At 73.1% G+C, this 14,588-nt stretch carries 13 protein-coding genes; 4 read left to right on the forward strand and 9 right to left on the reverse strand.

The window, feature by feature from the left end:
• Positions 1-125 precede the first annotated feature (125 nt).
• A complete protein-coding gene (locus HGB44_RS16400) occupies positions 126-1,247 on the reverse strand; it encodes an NADH:flavin oxidoreductase/NADH oxidase (protein ID WP_061078646.1) in 1,122 nt (373 codons plus the stop codon).
• 187 nt (positions 1,248-1,434) lie between these two features.
• Between HGB44_RS16400 and HGB44_RS16405 the strand changes: the two genes are divergently transcribed.
• The gene (locus HGB44_RS16405) at positions 1,435-1,857 is read left to right on the forward strand and encodes an ArsR/SmtB family transcription factor (RefSeq protein WP_061078647.1); all 423 of its coding nucleotides are present in this window, start codon (positions 1,435-1,437) and stop codon (positions 1,855-1,857) included.
• Positions 1,858-1,913: 56 nt separating this feature from the next.
• Here HGB44_RS16405 and HGB44_RS16410 read toward each other — a convergent pair whose 3' ends face one another.
• Together HGB44_RS16410 and HGB44_RS16415 are read right to left on the reverse strand one after the other, a co-directional pair.
• Entirely contained in the window at positions 1,914-2,921 is a 1,008-nt protein-coding gene (locus HGB44_RS16410; protein WP_061078648.1) for an NAD(P)/FAD-dependent oxidoreductase, read from the reverse strand.
• Between the two features lie 100 nt (positions 2,922-3,021).
• Positions 3,022-3,543, reverse strand: a complete 522-nt coding sequence (locus tag HGB44_RS16415; protein ID WP_061078682.1) for a GNAT family N-acetyltransferase — start codon at positions 3,541-3,543, stop codon at positions 3,022-3,024.
• A gap of 376 nt (positions 3,544-3,919) precedes the next feature.
• On the opposite strand from HGB44_RS16415, the gene HGB44_RS16420 reads away from it, so the two are divergent.
• The 3 genes from HGB44_RS16420 (at position 3,920) to HGB44_RS16430 (ending at position 6,538) form a co-directional block, all read left to right on the forward strand.
• On the forward strand, positions 3,920-4,111 hold the full coding sequence (locus HGB44_RS16420) for a DUF2795 domain-containing protein (protein ID WP_019610892.1): 192 nt from the start codon (positions 3,920-3,922) through the stop codon (positions 4,109-4,111).
• Positions 4,112-4,391: 280 nt separating this feature from the next.
• The gene (locus HGB44_RS16425; RefSeq protein WP_061078683.1) at positions 4,392-5,882 is read left to right on the forward strand and encodes an MFS transporter; all 1,491 of its coding nucleotides are present in this window, start codon (positions 4,392-4,394) and stop codon (positions 5,880-5,882) included.
• A 14-nt stretch (positions 5,883-5,896) separates the two neighbouring features.
• On the forward strand, positions 5,897-6,538 hold the full coding sequence (locus HGB44_RS16430) for a TetR/AcrR family transcriptional regulator (protein WP_061078649.1): 642 nt from the start codon (positions 5,897-5,899) through the stop codon (positions 6,536-6,538).
• A gap of 287 nt (positions 6,539-6,825) precedes the next feature.
• Here HGB44_RS16430 and HGB44_RS16435 read toward each other — a convergent pair whose 3' ends face one another.
• The 6 genes from HGB44_RS16435 to HGB44_RS16460 form a co-directional block, all read right to left on the reverse strand.
• Positions 6,826-7,365 (reverse strand): hypothetical protein, encoded by a 540-nt coding sequence (locus tag HGB44_RS16435; RefSeq protein WP_061078650.1) that lies wholly within the window; start codon positions 7,363-7,365, stop codon positions 6,826-6,828.
• Between the two features lie 225 nt (positions 7,366-7,590).
• Positions 7,591-9,432 (reverse strand): IucA/IucC family protein, encoded by a 1,842-nt coding sequence (locus HGB44_RS16440; protein ID WP_061078651.1) that lies wholly within the window; start codon positions 9,430-9,432, stop codon positions 7,591-7,593.
• Positions 9,429-10,064 (reverse strand): GNAT family N-acetyltransferase, encoded by a 636-nt coding sequence (locus HGB44_RS16445; RefSeq protein WP_061078652.1) that lies wholly within the window; start codon positions 10,062-10,064, stop codon positions 9,429-9,431. Before HGB44_RS16445 ends, HGB44_RS16440 begins: the two co-directional genes overlap by 4 nt.
• Positions 10,061-11,569: a lysine N(6)-hydroxylase/L-ornithine N(5)-oxygenase family protein gene (locus HGB44_RS16450; RefSeq protein WP_061078653.1), complete on the reverse strand. Its 1,509-nt coding sequence runs from the start codon at positions 11,567-11,569 to the stop codon at positions 10,061-10,063. The genes HGB44_RS16445 and HGB44_RS16450 overlap by 4 nt, the downstream gene beginning before the upstream one ends.
• The gene (locus HGB44_RS16455) at positions 11,566-13,254 is read right to left on the reverse strand and encodes a pyridoxal phosphate-dependent decarboxylase family protein (RefSeq protein ID WP_061078654.1); all 1,689 of its coding nucleotides are present in this window, start codon (positions 13,252-13,254) and stop codon (positions 11,566-11,568) included. The genes HGB44_RS16450 and HGB44_RS16455 overlap by 4 nt, the downstream gene beginning before the upstream one ends.
• Before the next feature lie 485 nt (positions 13,255-13,739).
• Positions 13,740-14,528, reverse strand: a complete 789-nt coding sequence (locus tag HGB44_RS16460; RefSeq protein WP_210751739.1) for an SGNH/GDSL hydrolase family protein — start codon at positions 14,526-14,528, stop codon at positions 13,740-13,742.
• Between the last annotated feature and the right edge of the window lie 60 nt (positions 14,529-14,588).

Raw genomic sequence — 14,588 nt, forward strand, 5'->3', positions numbered from 1 at the left:
GCGTCCCAGGAGGGGGCCGGGCCCGATGGGTCCCAGACCGCTGGGTCCGGACCCAGCGGAACCCGCCCGGGGCTTTCGGCGCCTTCCGGACGGATCCCCGTCCGGGGGGTCCGAACCCGCCGGGTTCAGGCCCCGCCGGTGACGCGCGGGCGGCCGACCGCGTAGCCGTACTGCTCGGGCCAGCGCGTCCGCGCGCCCAGCTCCTCGGCGGCGCGGTGGGCCCAGTAGGGCTCGCGCAGCAACTGCCGTCCCAGGAACACCGCGTCGGCGCGGCCCGAGGCGACGATCTCCTCGGCCTGGGCGGGTTCGGTGATCGCCCCGACCGCGCCGGTGGGCATGCCGGTGGCGCCGCGGACCTGCTCGGCGAAGGGCACCTGGTAGTTCGGGCCCACGGGGATGCGGGCGTCGGCGACCAGGCCGCCGGTGGACACGTCGAGCAGGTCCACGCCCCGGGCCTGGAGCTCCTTGGCGAGCAGGACGGTGTCCTCGCCGGTCCAGCCCTCGCGCTCGTCGGCCTCGTCCTCCGACAGCCAGTCGGTGGCCGAGGTGCGGAAGAGCACCGGCAGGTGCTCGGGCCACACCTCGCGCACGGCCTCGACGACCTCCAGCGCGAAGCGCATCCGGTTCTCGGGGCTGCCGCCGTACTCGTCGGTGCGGTGGTTGGTGGCGGGCGACAGGAAGGAGTGCAGCAGGTAGCCGTGCGCGCCGTGCACCTCGACCACCTGGAACCCGGCGGCCAGCGCCAGCTCGGCCGAGGCCGCGAAGTCGCGGACCAGCTGCCGGATCCCGTCGGCGGTCAGCTCGGCCGGCGCGGCGTAGCCGGGGAAGGCCTCGGTGCCGGGGCCCACCGTCGGCCATCCGCCCTCGGACTCGGGGACGGCCCGTCCGCCCAGCCAGGGCTTGTCCGTCGAGGCCTTGCGCCCGGCGTGCGCGAGCTGGATGGCCGGTACCGCGCCGTGGGCGCTGATCGCGGCGGTCACGCGCGCGAAGGCCTCCTGCTGGCGGCTGTTCCACAGGCCCAGGTCCCAGGGGCTGATCCTCCCGTCGGGCCGCACGCCGGTGGCCTCGACCATGACCAGACCGGTCCCGCCCGCGGCCCGGTCGGCCAGGTGTGCGAGGTGGAAGTCGGTCGGGGCGCCGGTGTCGGGTCCCTCGGAGGCGGCTGAGTACATGCACATCGGGGACATCCACACGCGGTTGGGGATCTCCAGCGACCTCAGCTTCAAGGGGGTGAACAGCGTGCTCAAGGGGTGTCCTTCCGTCTGCGGCACGTGGTCGGCGCCCATCGGGGGGCGGACCGGCGCACGGTGGCCGGGCTCTAATACGATGAATGACGTACTACGGTAAGCAACGTACTACGAAGATTGTCAAACTACGACCGTCCTCGTACTTTGTGGTGGAAGTCGCACGGCGCACGACAGCGGAGGTCATGGCATGCCCGGCAGGGAACGAAGGACCGGAGGCGGTCGGCAGCTGGAACACCCGCGCGCCGAGGAGATCCGGGTGGAGACGGTCATGCACGCCCTGGCCGACCCCGTGCGCCTGCGCATCGTGCGCGAACTGGCACAGGGGCACGACGACATGTCCTGCATCGCCTTCGAACTGCCGGTGAGCAAGTCCACCTCCACCCACCACTTCCGCGTTCTGCGCGAGGCGGGCGTCATCCGCCAGTACTACGAGGGCACCTCGCGCATGAGCTGTCTGCGCGAGGAGGACCTCCACGCGCGCATGCCCGGCCTCCTGGAGGCGGTCCTGCGCGCCGCGCGCATCGCCGAGGGCGACGCGGCCGGCGCGCCCGCCGGGGACGACCCCTCCGAATCCACGGCCGGGAGGAGCCCCTCCGGCGCGGTGCCCTGAGGCCGGGCCGGAGGGGCGGGAAGGCGGCGCCGGTCAGCGGGCCACGTGGGCAGGGATCAGCCCGCGACGCGCCGCCGCGCCTCCGGGGCGCCGAGGCCGGCGCGCGCTGCCGCGGCCGCCTCCGCGTCGGCGGCGACCAGGTCCGCGTTGAGCGCGGCCCCCGCCCGCGTCCCCGACGCCGCCGCGACCGGGACGTTCGCCATCACGTCGGCGACGTTGCCCGCCGCCCACACCCCCTCGACACCGGTGAACCCGCCCGCCTCCACGGCCAGCTGCGCGCCCATCCCGGTCGGGTGCTCCGTCAACGCCAGCCCCAGGTCGGCCAGGAAGTCCGCGCGGGCCGCGAACCGCGGCGCCACCGCCAGCGTGTCCACCGCGAACCCCTTTCCGGAGGCCAGGCGCACGCCCGCCAGCCGGTCCCGGTCGTCGACCTCCAGGCCGCTGACCTCGCCCTCGACCACCCCGACGCCCAGCGCGGCCAACTGCTCCCACTGCTCGTCGCCCAGGTCGACGCCGGTGTGCAGGAACAGCGTCACCTCGGACGACAGCTGCCGGAACATCAGCGCCTGGTGGAACGCCCCCGGCCCGGTCCCCAGCACCCCGACGGCCGTGTCGCGCGCCTCCCAGCCGTGGCAGTACACGCAGTGCACCACGTCCCGCCCCCACAGCCGCGCGAGGCCGGGGACGTCGGGCAGTTCGTCCACCAGGCCCGTGGTCAGCAGCAGCCGCCGGGCCACCGCGCGGCCCCCGTCCTCGGTGTCCACCACCAGGTTCCCGGCCTCCCGGCGCACGCCCGAGACGCGGCCGGACACGATCCGTCCGCCGTAGGAGGCGACCTCCTCGCGCCCGAGGCGGAGCAGTTCCAGCGGCGGGACCCCGTCCCGGGACAGCAGGCCGTGCGACCCGGCGGCCGGGGCGTTGCGCGGCTCCCCGGCGTCGACGACCAGCACCGAACGGCGGGCCCGGGCCAGCGTCAGCGCGGCCGACAGGCCCGCCACACCGCCCCCGACCACCACGACGTCCCACGCCTCACCGGATGCCCGCACCAACTCGTTCTCGTCCATACCGCCACGATGCGGCCGCGGCGCCGCGTTGCCAAAGTCCTTTGCCGTTCCGGCAAAATCCGTGCGGGCGCGGACGTCGCGCGTTCCCCACGGGTACCGCTCACGCGACCGGCGGCAGAGCCAGGCGAAACCGGGTATAGGTGGCGAACTCCCTGACCGGGGCGAACCCGAGCCGGCGCAGCAGTGCGGCGCTCGCGGTGTTGCCGTGGGTGACCCCGGCGAACACGTCGGTGGCGCCCAGCACGGTGTGGGCGCGGTCGACGAGCGCGGCGCAGGCCGCACCAGCGCGGCCGTGCCCGGTGGCACCGTGGTCCAGCCAGTAGCCCAGGCCGTAGCGGGGCGGGTCCACCGCGATGAGGCTGACCTGGCCCACCAGGGCGCCGCGCAACCGGATGCCGTAGGCGCGTTCCCTCCCGTCGGTCCGGGCCAGCGCGGCCCTCACGTCCTCGGCCGAGGCCCGCACCTGCTCGGTGAAATCGCCGTGGCGGGTCACATGGTCGCGGTTGGCCCGGAGCAGGGCCAGATGGTCGGCCGTGTCGGCGGGGGTGAGCAGACGCAGGCGCACCTCGGGGATCGCGGTGGGCAGTTCCTCCGGCAGCGCCGAGAGCGGGGGAGGGGTCATGCGGACACGGTAGAGCGCGCTGTGCCGCGAGTCCACGGGATAAGGGCCGCGATCGACGGTGGACCCTTCGACATCCCCACCTGCCCTGTGCGCCGTGCTCTTGTGCTTGTAGCGAGGTTGGGCGCTCCAACCTCGCTGCAAGTACAAGACCATCGCAGGTCAGAACCCTTGCGTCACACCAGCAACGTTTTCGACCAGGCGACACCCGACACCTACCAGCGGACGCTCTCACCCGCCCCGGTACGGACCACGACGCCCGTCGCCTCGCGCGGGCCCCGAGGCGCTCCTCTTTGCCCTCCGGTGGTATTTCGCGCACACCAGCCGGGTAGCCGACGGGAGTCCGTTGCACCAGCACGCGAGTACACGGGAGAAACCCATGGCCGATCTCAACCCCATCGAACTGCAGAAGGCGCTCAAGGGAGCCGACTACCCCGCCAGCCGCGACGACCTGGTGTCGCTGGCGAAGGGCAACGGTGCGGGCGACGACCTGGTCCAGAAGCTCTCCAACGCCGGTACGAGCCGGTTCGACGGCCCCGACGACGTGCAGAAGGCCCTCTTCGGCAAGTAGCGGCGGCCGACGAACGGGGCCGCGGGGGGCCGCGCGGGTCGGTGGCTCCCCGCAGTCCTGCCGGAGCGGCCATGGAGAGGCCTTCCCAGGGCGGTCGCGCGGCGGCCCGTTCGCGGGTCCCGACCGGCCGGACGGCCCACGGACGGCGCTCGGCGCGTGCGCGGAAACGACTGCGTGGCAAGGGAAGGAGGCCCTCGCGGGCCAGGGGAGCGGGCACGAAACTGTACCGGATGTAAGGTACATTTTTCCCATGGGCTCACAACAGACGCACGCGGCGACCATGACGGCGGCGCGCCGGTGGATGCTGCTGGTGACCGTGGCGGCCGGACTGCTGCTCGTCACCGTGGACAACACGATCCTGTACACCGCCCTGCCGACCCTGACCGCGCAGCTGGGGGCCACGGGCGCGCAGAGCCTGTGGATCATCAACGCCTACCCGGTGGTCATGGCCGGTCTGCTGCTGGGCAGCGGCACGCTGGGCGACCGGATCGGCCACGTGCGCATGTTCGTGGTCGGGCTGGTGGTCTTCGGCCTGGCCTCGCTGGTCGCCGCGTTCTCCCCCACCGCCTGGATCCTCATCGCCTCGCGCGCGCTGCTCGCGGTGGGCGCGGCGGCGATGATGCCCGCCACCCTGGCGCTGATCCGGATCGCCTTCCCCGTCGAGCGCGAACGCAACATCGCCATCGCGGTCTGGGGCAGCGTCTCGGTGGTCGGCGGCGCGCTGGGGCCGATCGTGGGCGGGGTCCTGCTGGAGTTCTTCTGGTGGGGGTCGGTCTTCCTCCTCAACGTGCCCGTGGTCCTCGTGGCGCTGGTCGCGACCGCGCTGATCGCGCCGCCCAACGTCCCCGACCCCGACAAGCGCTGGGACCTGCTCTCCTCGCTCCAGGCCATGGCCGGGCTGGTCGCCTCGGTGCTGGCGATCAAGGAGCTGGCGCACACGCCGCCGCGGTGGCCGCTCTTCGCCGTCGCCGTGGCCGTCGCCGCGGTGGCCTTCGTCCTGTTCACGCGCCGCCAGCGCCGCCTGGAGGACCCGCTGCTGGACTTCGCGGTCTTCCGCAACCCCGCCTTCACCTCCGGCGTGCTGGCCGCGGCGTTCTCGATGTTCGCCATCGGCGGCATCCAGCTCGTCACCACCCAGCGCTTCCAGCTGGTCGTGGGCTTCACGCCGTTGGAGGCCGGGCTGCTGGTGGCCGCCGTGGCGGCGGGTTCGCTGCCGACCGCGCTGCTGGGCGGAGCGTTCCTGCACCGGACCGGCCTGCTGCCCCTGATCGCCGGAGGGCTCGCCACGGGTGTGGCGGGTGTGGTCGTCTCGGTCCTGGGCTTCCAGGCGGGCATCGGCTGGCTCGTCGCGGGGCTGCTGCTGACCGGCGCCGGTCTGGGGGCGGCGATGTCGGTGGCCTCCACCGCGATCATCGGCAACGCGCCCGCCAGCCGCGCCGGGATGGCCTCCTCGGTGGAGGAGGTCTCCTACGAGTTCGGCAACCTGACCGCGGTGGCGCTGATGGGCAGCCTGGTCACGTTCGTCTACGCGGCCGCCGTCCAGCTGCCGCAGGACGCCCCGGCCGCCGCCGGGAGGAGCCTGGCCGACGCCCTGGCCTCGGCAGGGGGCGACGGCGCGGTGGTCGGGGCGGCCCACGCCGCCTTCGACACCGGCTACCTGGTGGTCATGGTCGTGGTCGCGGCGGTCCTGGCGTGTGGTGCCGCCCTCACCTGGCGGCTGCTGCGCCACCATGGTCCCGGCACGTCCTCGTCGGAGTACGCGGACCACTGACACCGGGGGAGAGCATGCGCAAGAGCAACCGGACACAGATCCTGGACGCGGCCTTCCGTGTCGTCCAGCGCGACGGCGTCACGGCCCTGACCTACGAGTCGGTGGCGGCCGAGACGGGTCTGACCAAGGGAGGGCTGCTCTACCACTTCCCCTCGCGCGAGGCCCTGCTCCAGGCCCTGCACGAACACCTGGCCCAGGGGTGGGAGGACCACCTGGCGGAGGCCGCGGGGAGGAGCGCGGAGCGGGCCACGTCCCGTGAGCGCCTGGCGGCCTACGCCCGTGTGGCCGCGCACAGCTCCACGCGCGCCGAGCTGCTGCTCCTGCTGGAGACCGCGAACGAACCGGCCACGCGCGCCCCCTGGGAGGAGGTCATGAGGCGCTGGACGTCCGAACCGTCCGCCGCGCCGCTGACGCCGGAGGAGATGGAGCTGTTCGTGCTGCGCCTGGCCGCGGACGGCCTGTGGATGTACGAGTCGCTGTCCAGCGGCACGCTCCCGCCCCCGCTGCGCCGACAGGTCGCCGAGCACCTGGCCCGCGCCATCGCGCACGGGCAGGACCGGGGCCCGGACCCGGCACCGGTCCGGGAGCAACCGGTGCCCGATCCGGACGCTCCGGGCGGGAACCCGGAACCGGACCCGGGAGCCAAGGCTTCCTGACCAGGGGCCGAGGCCTCCTGGCCGGGTGTGCCTCCCCGCCGGCCGCACGCTCCGGGACAAGGCTTGCCGGCCGCCGACCCCCGTCGGCGCGTGGCGGCGCGTGGCGGCGTTCGCTGGCCGAAGCGTTGCCGGTGTGGCGTGCGGGTCGCTGCACCGGCGGTTCTGCTTCCGCAGCCGTGCGTGAGCCGGTACCGGACGCGATGGCATATCCGGCATAAACGGACAAAAGTGAATCTACGCCGTAAAGGAGCGGCGTTGCAGGCGAAAACGATGACGTGACAGGGACATCACGCGGACAGGTAGCCCTCCGTCCATCGTGCGAACCGCTCGCCGTAGCGGTTCTGTGCTCCGTCCAGCACGGCGGCGACCTCGGAATCCGCGGGCAGGCCGCGTCCGAAGTGCTCCTGGAGCCAGGCACGGTACCGGGCGCGACGGGGTCCGTCCTCGTCCTGGGGCTCGCCGCGCAGGTAGGGCGGGTAGCCGTGGTCGGCGCCGATCTCGGAGTCCGCCCCCAGGAGCAGGACCAGCCCGCGGGGGTCCTCGGCCGCCACCGCCAGGGCGCCCTCGTCACCGAGGACGACGACGGGCAGGGACGCGGGGTCCTCGCGGTCGTCGCAGCGCCACAGGGCGTAGACGGATCCGGAGCCGTTGGCCAGGGCGAAGGGGATGAGGCGGGACCGGAACCCCGGGTCGTCCGGCCAGCCGGACAGCAGCTCGGGGTCGTCGTAGTCGAGCGTCTCGAAGCCGTCCGCGACGAAGTCGCCGCCGGCCCGCTCCTCCAGCTCCCTGAGCAGGTTCAACTCCGGCACGGGCGAGTAGTGGACCACGTCGTCTCCTGGGCGGTACGGTCTGCGGGCCCGAAGAACGTACCGCGCCACCACGACACCCGGACGGTCCGGCGGCGCGGACCGCCGGGGGAGGGAGCTCGGAACCCCTTCCCCCGGGACGGACGTGACGTGCGCGGGACACACCGGGCCGCGAGGCCCACCGGATCCCGGCGCCCACCGGCCCCCAGCATCCGCCGAGTCCCGGCGTCCACCGGACCGCGGTGCCTACCGGGGCGCGGGACGGAACCCGGCGATGGGGTTCTCCAGCGTGCCGACCAGTTGCAGGGCCCCGGACGGGTCCTGGAGGTCGACCATCTGGCGGTTGTCGCGCAGTTGCAGCCGGTTCAGGCACGAGAGCGCGAAGCGTTCCGCGAACAGGTCGTCGCGCGCGAAACGGTCGGCCAGGTGGGGGACGGAGGCCTGGTAGTCGGCCACGCAGGCGGCCACGGTGCGCCAGAAGTCGGCCTCCGGCAGGACGCCCTCACCGGCGAGGACGCCGTTGAGGAAGCGCAGGAAGCAGTCGAAGACGTCGGTGAACAGCGACAGCACCCGCATGTCCTCGGGCACCTCGGCGCGGATGCGCTCGACCTCGGCGGGCAGCTCGGCGTCCGGGCTCATCACCGCGATCTCCTCGGCGATGTCCTTGAGCAGGACCCGCTGGGGCACCCCGTCGCGCAGGACGAGGATGACGTTCTCCCCGTGCGGCATGAACACCAGGTCGTGGGAATAGAAGGAGTGCAGGAGGGGGACGAGGTAGGCGTCGAGGTAGCGGCGCAGCCAGGCCGCGGGCTCCAGGCCCGACTCGGTGATGAGCTCTCCCGCGAGGGACCTCCCCCGGGCGTCGGTGTGCAGCAGCGAGGCCATCGTGGCCAGCCGCTCGCCCGACCGCAGCCGCGCCACCGGGCTCTCACGCCACAGCGCGGCGGTCATCTTCAGGTACGGAGACCCCTCCGCGGAGGCCTGCGCGTAGTGGGTGGTGCGGTAGCCCACCGCGGCCCGCTCGCGCAGGATCTCCACGCGCGTCGCGCGCAGGACCGGGTCGTCGGCCACGAGCGCGGCGACCCAGTCGTTGATGGCGGGGGTGGCCTCCATGTACTTGGCGGACAGCCCGCGCAGGAAGCCCATGTTCAGCACCGAAAGCGCCGTCTTGACGTAGTGGCGCTCGGGGGCCGAGGTGTTGAAGAAGGTGCGGATGGACTGCTGCGCGCGGTACTCGTCGGGGCCGTGGCCCAGGCACACCAGGTCGCGGCGGGCGAGGTCGGCGGCGAAGGTGACCGCCAGCCGGTTCCACCACTGCCACGGGTGGACCGGGATCAGGTGGTAGTCGCCGGGGTCCAGGCCCATGCCGGTCAGCTGCGCGTCGAAGGCGGCGAGGGCCTCGGCGCCGAGTTCGCCCCGCAGCAGTTCCTCGCGGTCCAGGTCGGCCGAGCAGCTGAACGTCGTGCGCTCGCGCCGCGCGGCGACCCACACCAGCCGCACCGGGGCGGCGGCCTCGGGGGCGTAGGCCCGGTACTCCGCGGCGTCGAAGCCCAGGCGCCCGTTGTTGGCGACGAAGCACGGGTGGCCCTCGGTCATCCCCGCCTCGATCTCCTGGAATCCGGCGCGCGCCAGCTCGGCGGCGCTCGGCTGCGCGCCCGACATGCGGTAGGCGCTGCTGGCGAGCGTGCTGGTGATCTCCTCCAGGTAGACGGGCAGGACGTCCTCGCCGAGCGCGAGCGTCCCGCGCAGGTCCAGGACCAGGTCGAGCGCGTCCAGGGGCAGGTGCGCGCCGTCGCGCCGCAGGTCGCGGCGGACGATGCTGTCGGCCTCGATCCGCCAGTGGTCCAGGGCCATGACGCGGGCCGCGAACCGGTACTCGACGGTTCCGTCGTCGCTGGTGACCGAGAACAGGCCGTCGGGGCCGGGTTCGGGGCTGAGCAGCCGCTCGTGGGAGAACTCGGCCAGGGCCTTGCGCACGAGCAGCCGGTTGGCGCGGTCCCACGTCTGGGGGGACAGGTGGGCGGCCGCGTCGCGGGGGTCCTGGAGGCGGGGCTGTCGGGTGTCGGGGACGGTGGCGGGCGCGGTCATCCGGCGATGCCTCCTGTGGTCGGGGCCGCGGCGACGGCGGCGCGGAACTGGGCTCGGGTGCAGGTGCTCAGGCGGGCGTCCTTGTCCCTGAGCGCCACGGTGGTGAGGACCCGGAACCCCACGGCGGCGTTGAGCGTGTGGACGGCGGTGTTGCGTGTGTCCGGTTCGACGACGACGCGTTCGGTGGCGGGGTCGGAGAACAGCAGTTCCATGACGGTGGTGATCACGGCGCGGGAGAAGCCGTGTACGGGTGTGTCCGTGGGCGCCACCAGGAAGTGCATGCCGGTGTCGCCGGGGAGCACGGGGTAGTGGGCGGCGAGTTCGCTGTGCCCGGGGTCGTAGTGCTCCACCAGGAAGCGGGGGGTTCCGCGCCACTCCCCGACGTGGGCGTGCTCGTGTTCGGAGGCGGCCATGGCGCGGTAGTCGCGGGCGACGTCGTCCTCGGTGGCCCCGGACATGAGCCAGAAGTGGGATTTGGGGTGGGTGAGCCAGCGGTGCAGGAGGGGGACGTCGGTGTCGGGGTCCACGGGCCGGACGCGGAACTCGCCGAGTCCGGGGTCGGTGCGGGTGAAGACGGGTGCGGGGGCCTGGCCCGGTGCGGGCCGCGTCGAGGCCTGTGCCTGGTCGCTCATCGCCGCGCCGCCTTCCGAGCCGGGCCGGAGGCCGGGGCCGCCTCCTCCGCCGTGCCGACCCCGATGGGGCCGACCCCGTTCCGTGCGTCGGTGGCCGGGGCCTCGTGCCGGGGCGCGCCGAACTCCTGGAAGGCGATCGAGCGTTCGACGGCGTAGGGCTCGCGGCCCAGCATCGCGCGCAGGATGCAGGAGTTGCGGTAGGCGCCCATGCCCAGGTCGGGGGCGACGAAGCCGTGCGTGTGCAGTTCGGCGTTCTGCACGAAGACGGCGCCCCGGGCGGATCCCGGTCCGCGGCCGTCGTCGGGGGAGCCTCCCCCGCCGGCCGCGTCCTCCCCGTCGGTGGGCGCCTCGCGGTCGACGCGGTAGTCGCGGCGCACCGCGAAGCGCCCGGAGTCGTCCCAGGCCAGCCGGTCGGCGATGGGTTCCAGGAAGTCCGGCATCCGGTACTGGTAGCCGGTGGCGAGCACCAGGCCCTCGGTGCCGAGGGTGAAGTCGCGTCCCTGGTCGGTGTTGCGCAGGTCCAGGGTGTACTCGTCGCGCGCCGCGTCGTGGCGCGCGCCGGTGACCTCGGTGGCGGTCATCAGGCGTACGGGCGGCGGGCCGAGGCGGCTCTTGACGTAGAGGAGGTCGTAGATGGCGTTGATGAGGTCGGAGTCGATCCCCTTGTACAGGTTCTTCTGCGAGGCCACGAGCCGGTCGCGGGTGGGGCCGGGCAGAGCGTGGAAGTGGTCGGCGTACTCGGGGGAGGTCATCTCCAGGGTGAGCTTGGTGTACTCCAGCGGGAAGAAGCGCGGGGAGCGGGTGACCCAGTTCAGCTGGTATCCGTGGCCGTCCAGGTTCTGGAGCAGGTCGTGGAAGATTTCCGCGGCGCTCTGCCCGCTGCCGACGACCGTCACGCTGCGCTTGTCGCGGAGCCGCTGTCTGGCGGGCAGGTAGCCGGAGCTGTGCACGGCGTCGCCGGGCAGGTCTCGGCACGGTTCGGGGAGGTAGGGGGGTGTGCCGGTGCCGAGCACCAGGCGCCGTGCGCGGTGGGTGTGCCGGGTGCCGGTGGCGGTCTCGGTGCTGTGCAGCAGGTAGAGGGACCGGTCGGGGTCGTACTCCACGGACTCCACGCGCTGGCCGAAGCGGACGGTGTCGCCGAGGCGCCGGGCCGCCCAGCGGCAGTAGTCGTCGTACTCGGCGCGCAGGGGGTAGAAGCGCTCGCGGATGTAGAAGGGGTAGAGCCTGCCGGATTCCTTGAGGTAGTTGAGGAAGGAGAAGGGTGAGGTGGGGTCGGCGAGGGTGACCAGGTCGGACATGAACGGGGTCTGGAGTTCGGCCTCCTCCAGGAGCATGCCCGTGTGCCAGGAGAACTCGGGTTTCTCGTCGAGGAAGAGGCCGTCCAGGCCGGGGACGGGCGCGGCCAGGCAGGCCAGGCCGAGGTTGAAGGGGCCGATGCCGACGGCGGCGAAGTCGTGGATCCGGTCGGGGTCGGCGGCCGGGGCGGGGCGGGGGCTGGTGGTCAACGGGACCTCCCGGTGGCGGTGGTCGGCAGGGCGGCGTGGGCCGCGGGCTCGGTGTGGTCCGCGTGGTCCGCGGCCGGGGCGGGCTGGTCGGGCGGGGCCTGGTGGTCGTGGAAGCCGTGTCCGGCGGTGAAGCGGGCGACGTGTTCGGCGATCAGGTCCAGCACCTCGGCGACGTCCTCCCTGGTGGCCCTGGGGTTGAGCAGGGTGAGTTTGAGGTGGGGCCTGCCGTCGACCGTGGTGCGTGCGACGAAGGCGCGGCCCGAGGCGAGCAGTGCCTCGCGTGCGTACCGGTTGGCCGCGTCGGCGGTGTCGGGGTCGGTGCCGGGCGCGGTGCAGCGGAAGACCAGGGTGCTCAGGCTGGGCCGGGTGACCACGGTGAAGCGCGGGTCGGCGTCGAGCAGGGTCCAGGCGGTGTCGGCCAGGTCCAGCACGCTGTCGAAGAGGGCGCCCACGCCGTCGGCTCCCATGACGCGCAGGGTGAGCCACAGTTTGAGGGCGTCGAAGCGGCGCGTGGTCTGCAGGCTCTTGTCGACCTGGTTGGGGGAGAGCAGCGGGGTGCTGCCGTCCGAGCGCGAGTTGAGGTAGTCGGCGTGGTAGGTGACGTGGCGCAGGACGGCGCGGTCGCGGACCACGATCGCGCTGGAGCTGACCGGTTGGAAGAAGGACTTGTGGAAGTCCACGGTGACCGAGTCGGCGCGTTCGACGCCCTCCAGCAGGTGGCGGTGGCGCGAGACCAGCAGGCCGCAGCCGTAGGCGGCGTCGACGTGCATCCACACGCCGCGCTGCTGGCACAGGTCGGCGATGCGGGGCAGGGGGTCGACGCTGCCGAAGTCGGTGGTTCCGGCGGTGGCGACGACGGCGATGGGCAGGAGCCCTTCGGCGCGGCATCCGCGCAGCTGGGCGGCCAGGGCGTCGGGGCGCATGCGCCGTCTGTCGTCGCAGGCCACGGTGATGACGGATTCGTAGCCCAGTCCGAGGAGGGCGGCCGACTTGGCGACGCTGAAGTGTCCGGCCTCGGAGGTCAGGACGCGCATCCTGGGCAGGAGTTCGGCCAGGCGCGTGTCCTGGCCGCTGTCCGCATTGGCGCGTTGGTGGGCCTCGTCGCGCGCCATGAGCAGGGCCTGGAGGTTGGACTGGCTGCCGCCGCTGGTGAAGACGCCGTCCGCGGTCCCGCCGAAGCCGATGCGCTCGCACGTCCAGTCGACGAGCCGCTGTTCGATCAGGGTGCCCCCGGCGCTCTGGTCCCAGGTGTCGAGGGAGGAGTTGACGGCGGACAGGACGGTCTCGCCGAGCAGGGCGGGCAGGACCACGGGGCAGTTGAGGTGTCCCATGTAGCGGGGGTGGTGGAAGTAGACGGCGTCGTCGAGGTAGACGCGTTCGAGTTCGTCCAGTGCCGCGGTGGGGTCGTGGAGCGGCTGGTCGAGGTCGACCTTGTCGATCTGGGGGCGCAGGTCCTCGGCCGTGGCGCCGGTGAGCGGCCGGTCGACCCCCGCGATCCGCCGGGCGACCCGGTCCGCGGCCTCCCCGGTCAGGTCGCGGTAGCGTGCGGCGCTGCCGGCGTCGAGCAGCTGTGTCCGGGGGTCGTCGGGGTCCTGCTCGGAGGGGGGTGTCGGCTCGGGTCTGGTGCCGAGGGCACCGGCGTTCCCGTGCAGCGGGCCCGGTGCGGACCGCGCGAGGGAGCTCATGGATCATCCTCCTGGAAACGGGCATGCCGACAGCATCCGCGAGCCGGATGTGGGCATGGGGTGAGGAACTTCGCGAACACTCTTATGTAGGTCGCCCTAACTAAGGGGAGGCTAGCCTAAGTGTTCGAGCCCGTACAGTGTGAGGAGAGTTACAGTAGCGACCGCTGTGGTTGCTGGGAGTGGCGGAAGGCCGTTGACCAGCACGAACGCCGGTGACACACAGTGGTGTGATCCTCGCGAGAACCGAACGCCCGACGCGTCGGGCGTTTTCGGTGGGAATGACGTTTGCCCGCTCCCGGAACTCCCGCGGCGCTTCGGGGGAGGCCGACGCCCCGGCCCCCGCCCGGGCCGGGGGAGCGCTCGGTGCCCTGACCAGCCCTTTCCTCCCTGAGCCCCGGCCCTACCCCACGTCCGGAGCGCGACGGGGCGGCGCGTCCGGACAGGGACCGGAACCGCGCCGCCGCTCCGCCTCGGCGGTCCTGGTGTCAGCAGCCCGTGAACTGCTCGCTCGCGGACCAGCCGGTGTTGGCCCACTCTTCGGCGGCGGGCGGGGAGAAGTCGGGGTAGAGCGCCGTGAGCTCGGCGAGCAGCCAGCTCGTGAAGCGGGCGGCCCCCTGCGGGCAGGTGTGGATGCCGTCGGAGCTGCGGTCAACCGCACCCTCGTGCTCGCGCTGGTAGGTCTCCCCCCACACCTCACCGGCGTCGAGCACGACGGCGTGCTCCGGGGCGTCCCCGACGACCGCCCGCGCGACGTCGGGCGCCCGGTCCAGCTCTTCCATGTGCGGCTCGTAGAAGTCGTCGGGCCTGATCGGGGGCATGGTGACGAAGACCAGTCTGGCGTCGGCCTCGGTCACCGTGGTCAGCAGCCGCTCGTAGGCGTCCCTCTGCTCCCGCTCGCCGCCCCAGTCGTAGGTGGTGATCTGGTAGATGACCGCGTCGGGTTCGGCCGAGGCGATCTGGCCGGGCAGCGTCTCCCACCGCTCCTCGGAGGTCGGTCCGACGACGTTCCCGCCACCCGCGGAGGCCAGCGACCGGAAGTCGACGCCACCGGCCTCGAAGGCGGCGTCCAGGGGCTGTGCCTGGCCCAGGGCGATCGAGTCGCCGAGCAGGAGCACCGTGGACAGTTCCGACGCCGACGCGTCGGGGGCCGCCGACGCGTCGGCCCTGTCGGGGCGCTCGGAGGCGTCGGTGCCGGCTGAGGGGGCGGAGCAGGCGGCGACCGGCAGGGCCAGCAGGCCGGTCAGGACGAGGAGGGGTCGGTGTCTGGTGATCATGGCCCCGATCGTGCCGCCGCCGCTTCCCGGTCCCGCAGCCGCTGTGTCGCGGTTGTGTCG

This window comes from Nocardiopsis alborubida, assembly GCF_012396365.1.
Classification (GTDB): Bacteria; Actinomycetota; Actinomycetes; order Streptosporangiales; family Streptosporangiaceae; genus Nocardiopsis; species Nocardiopsis alborubida.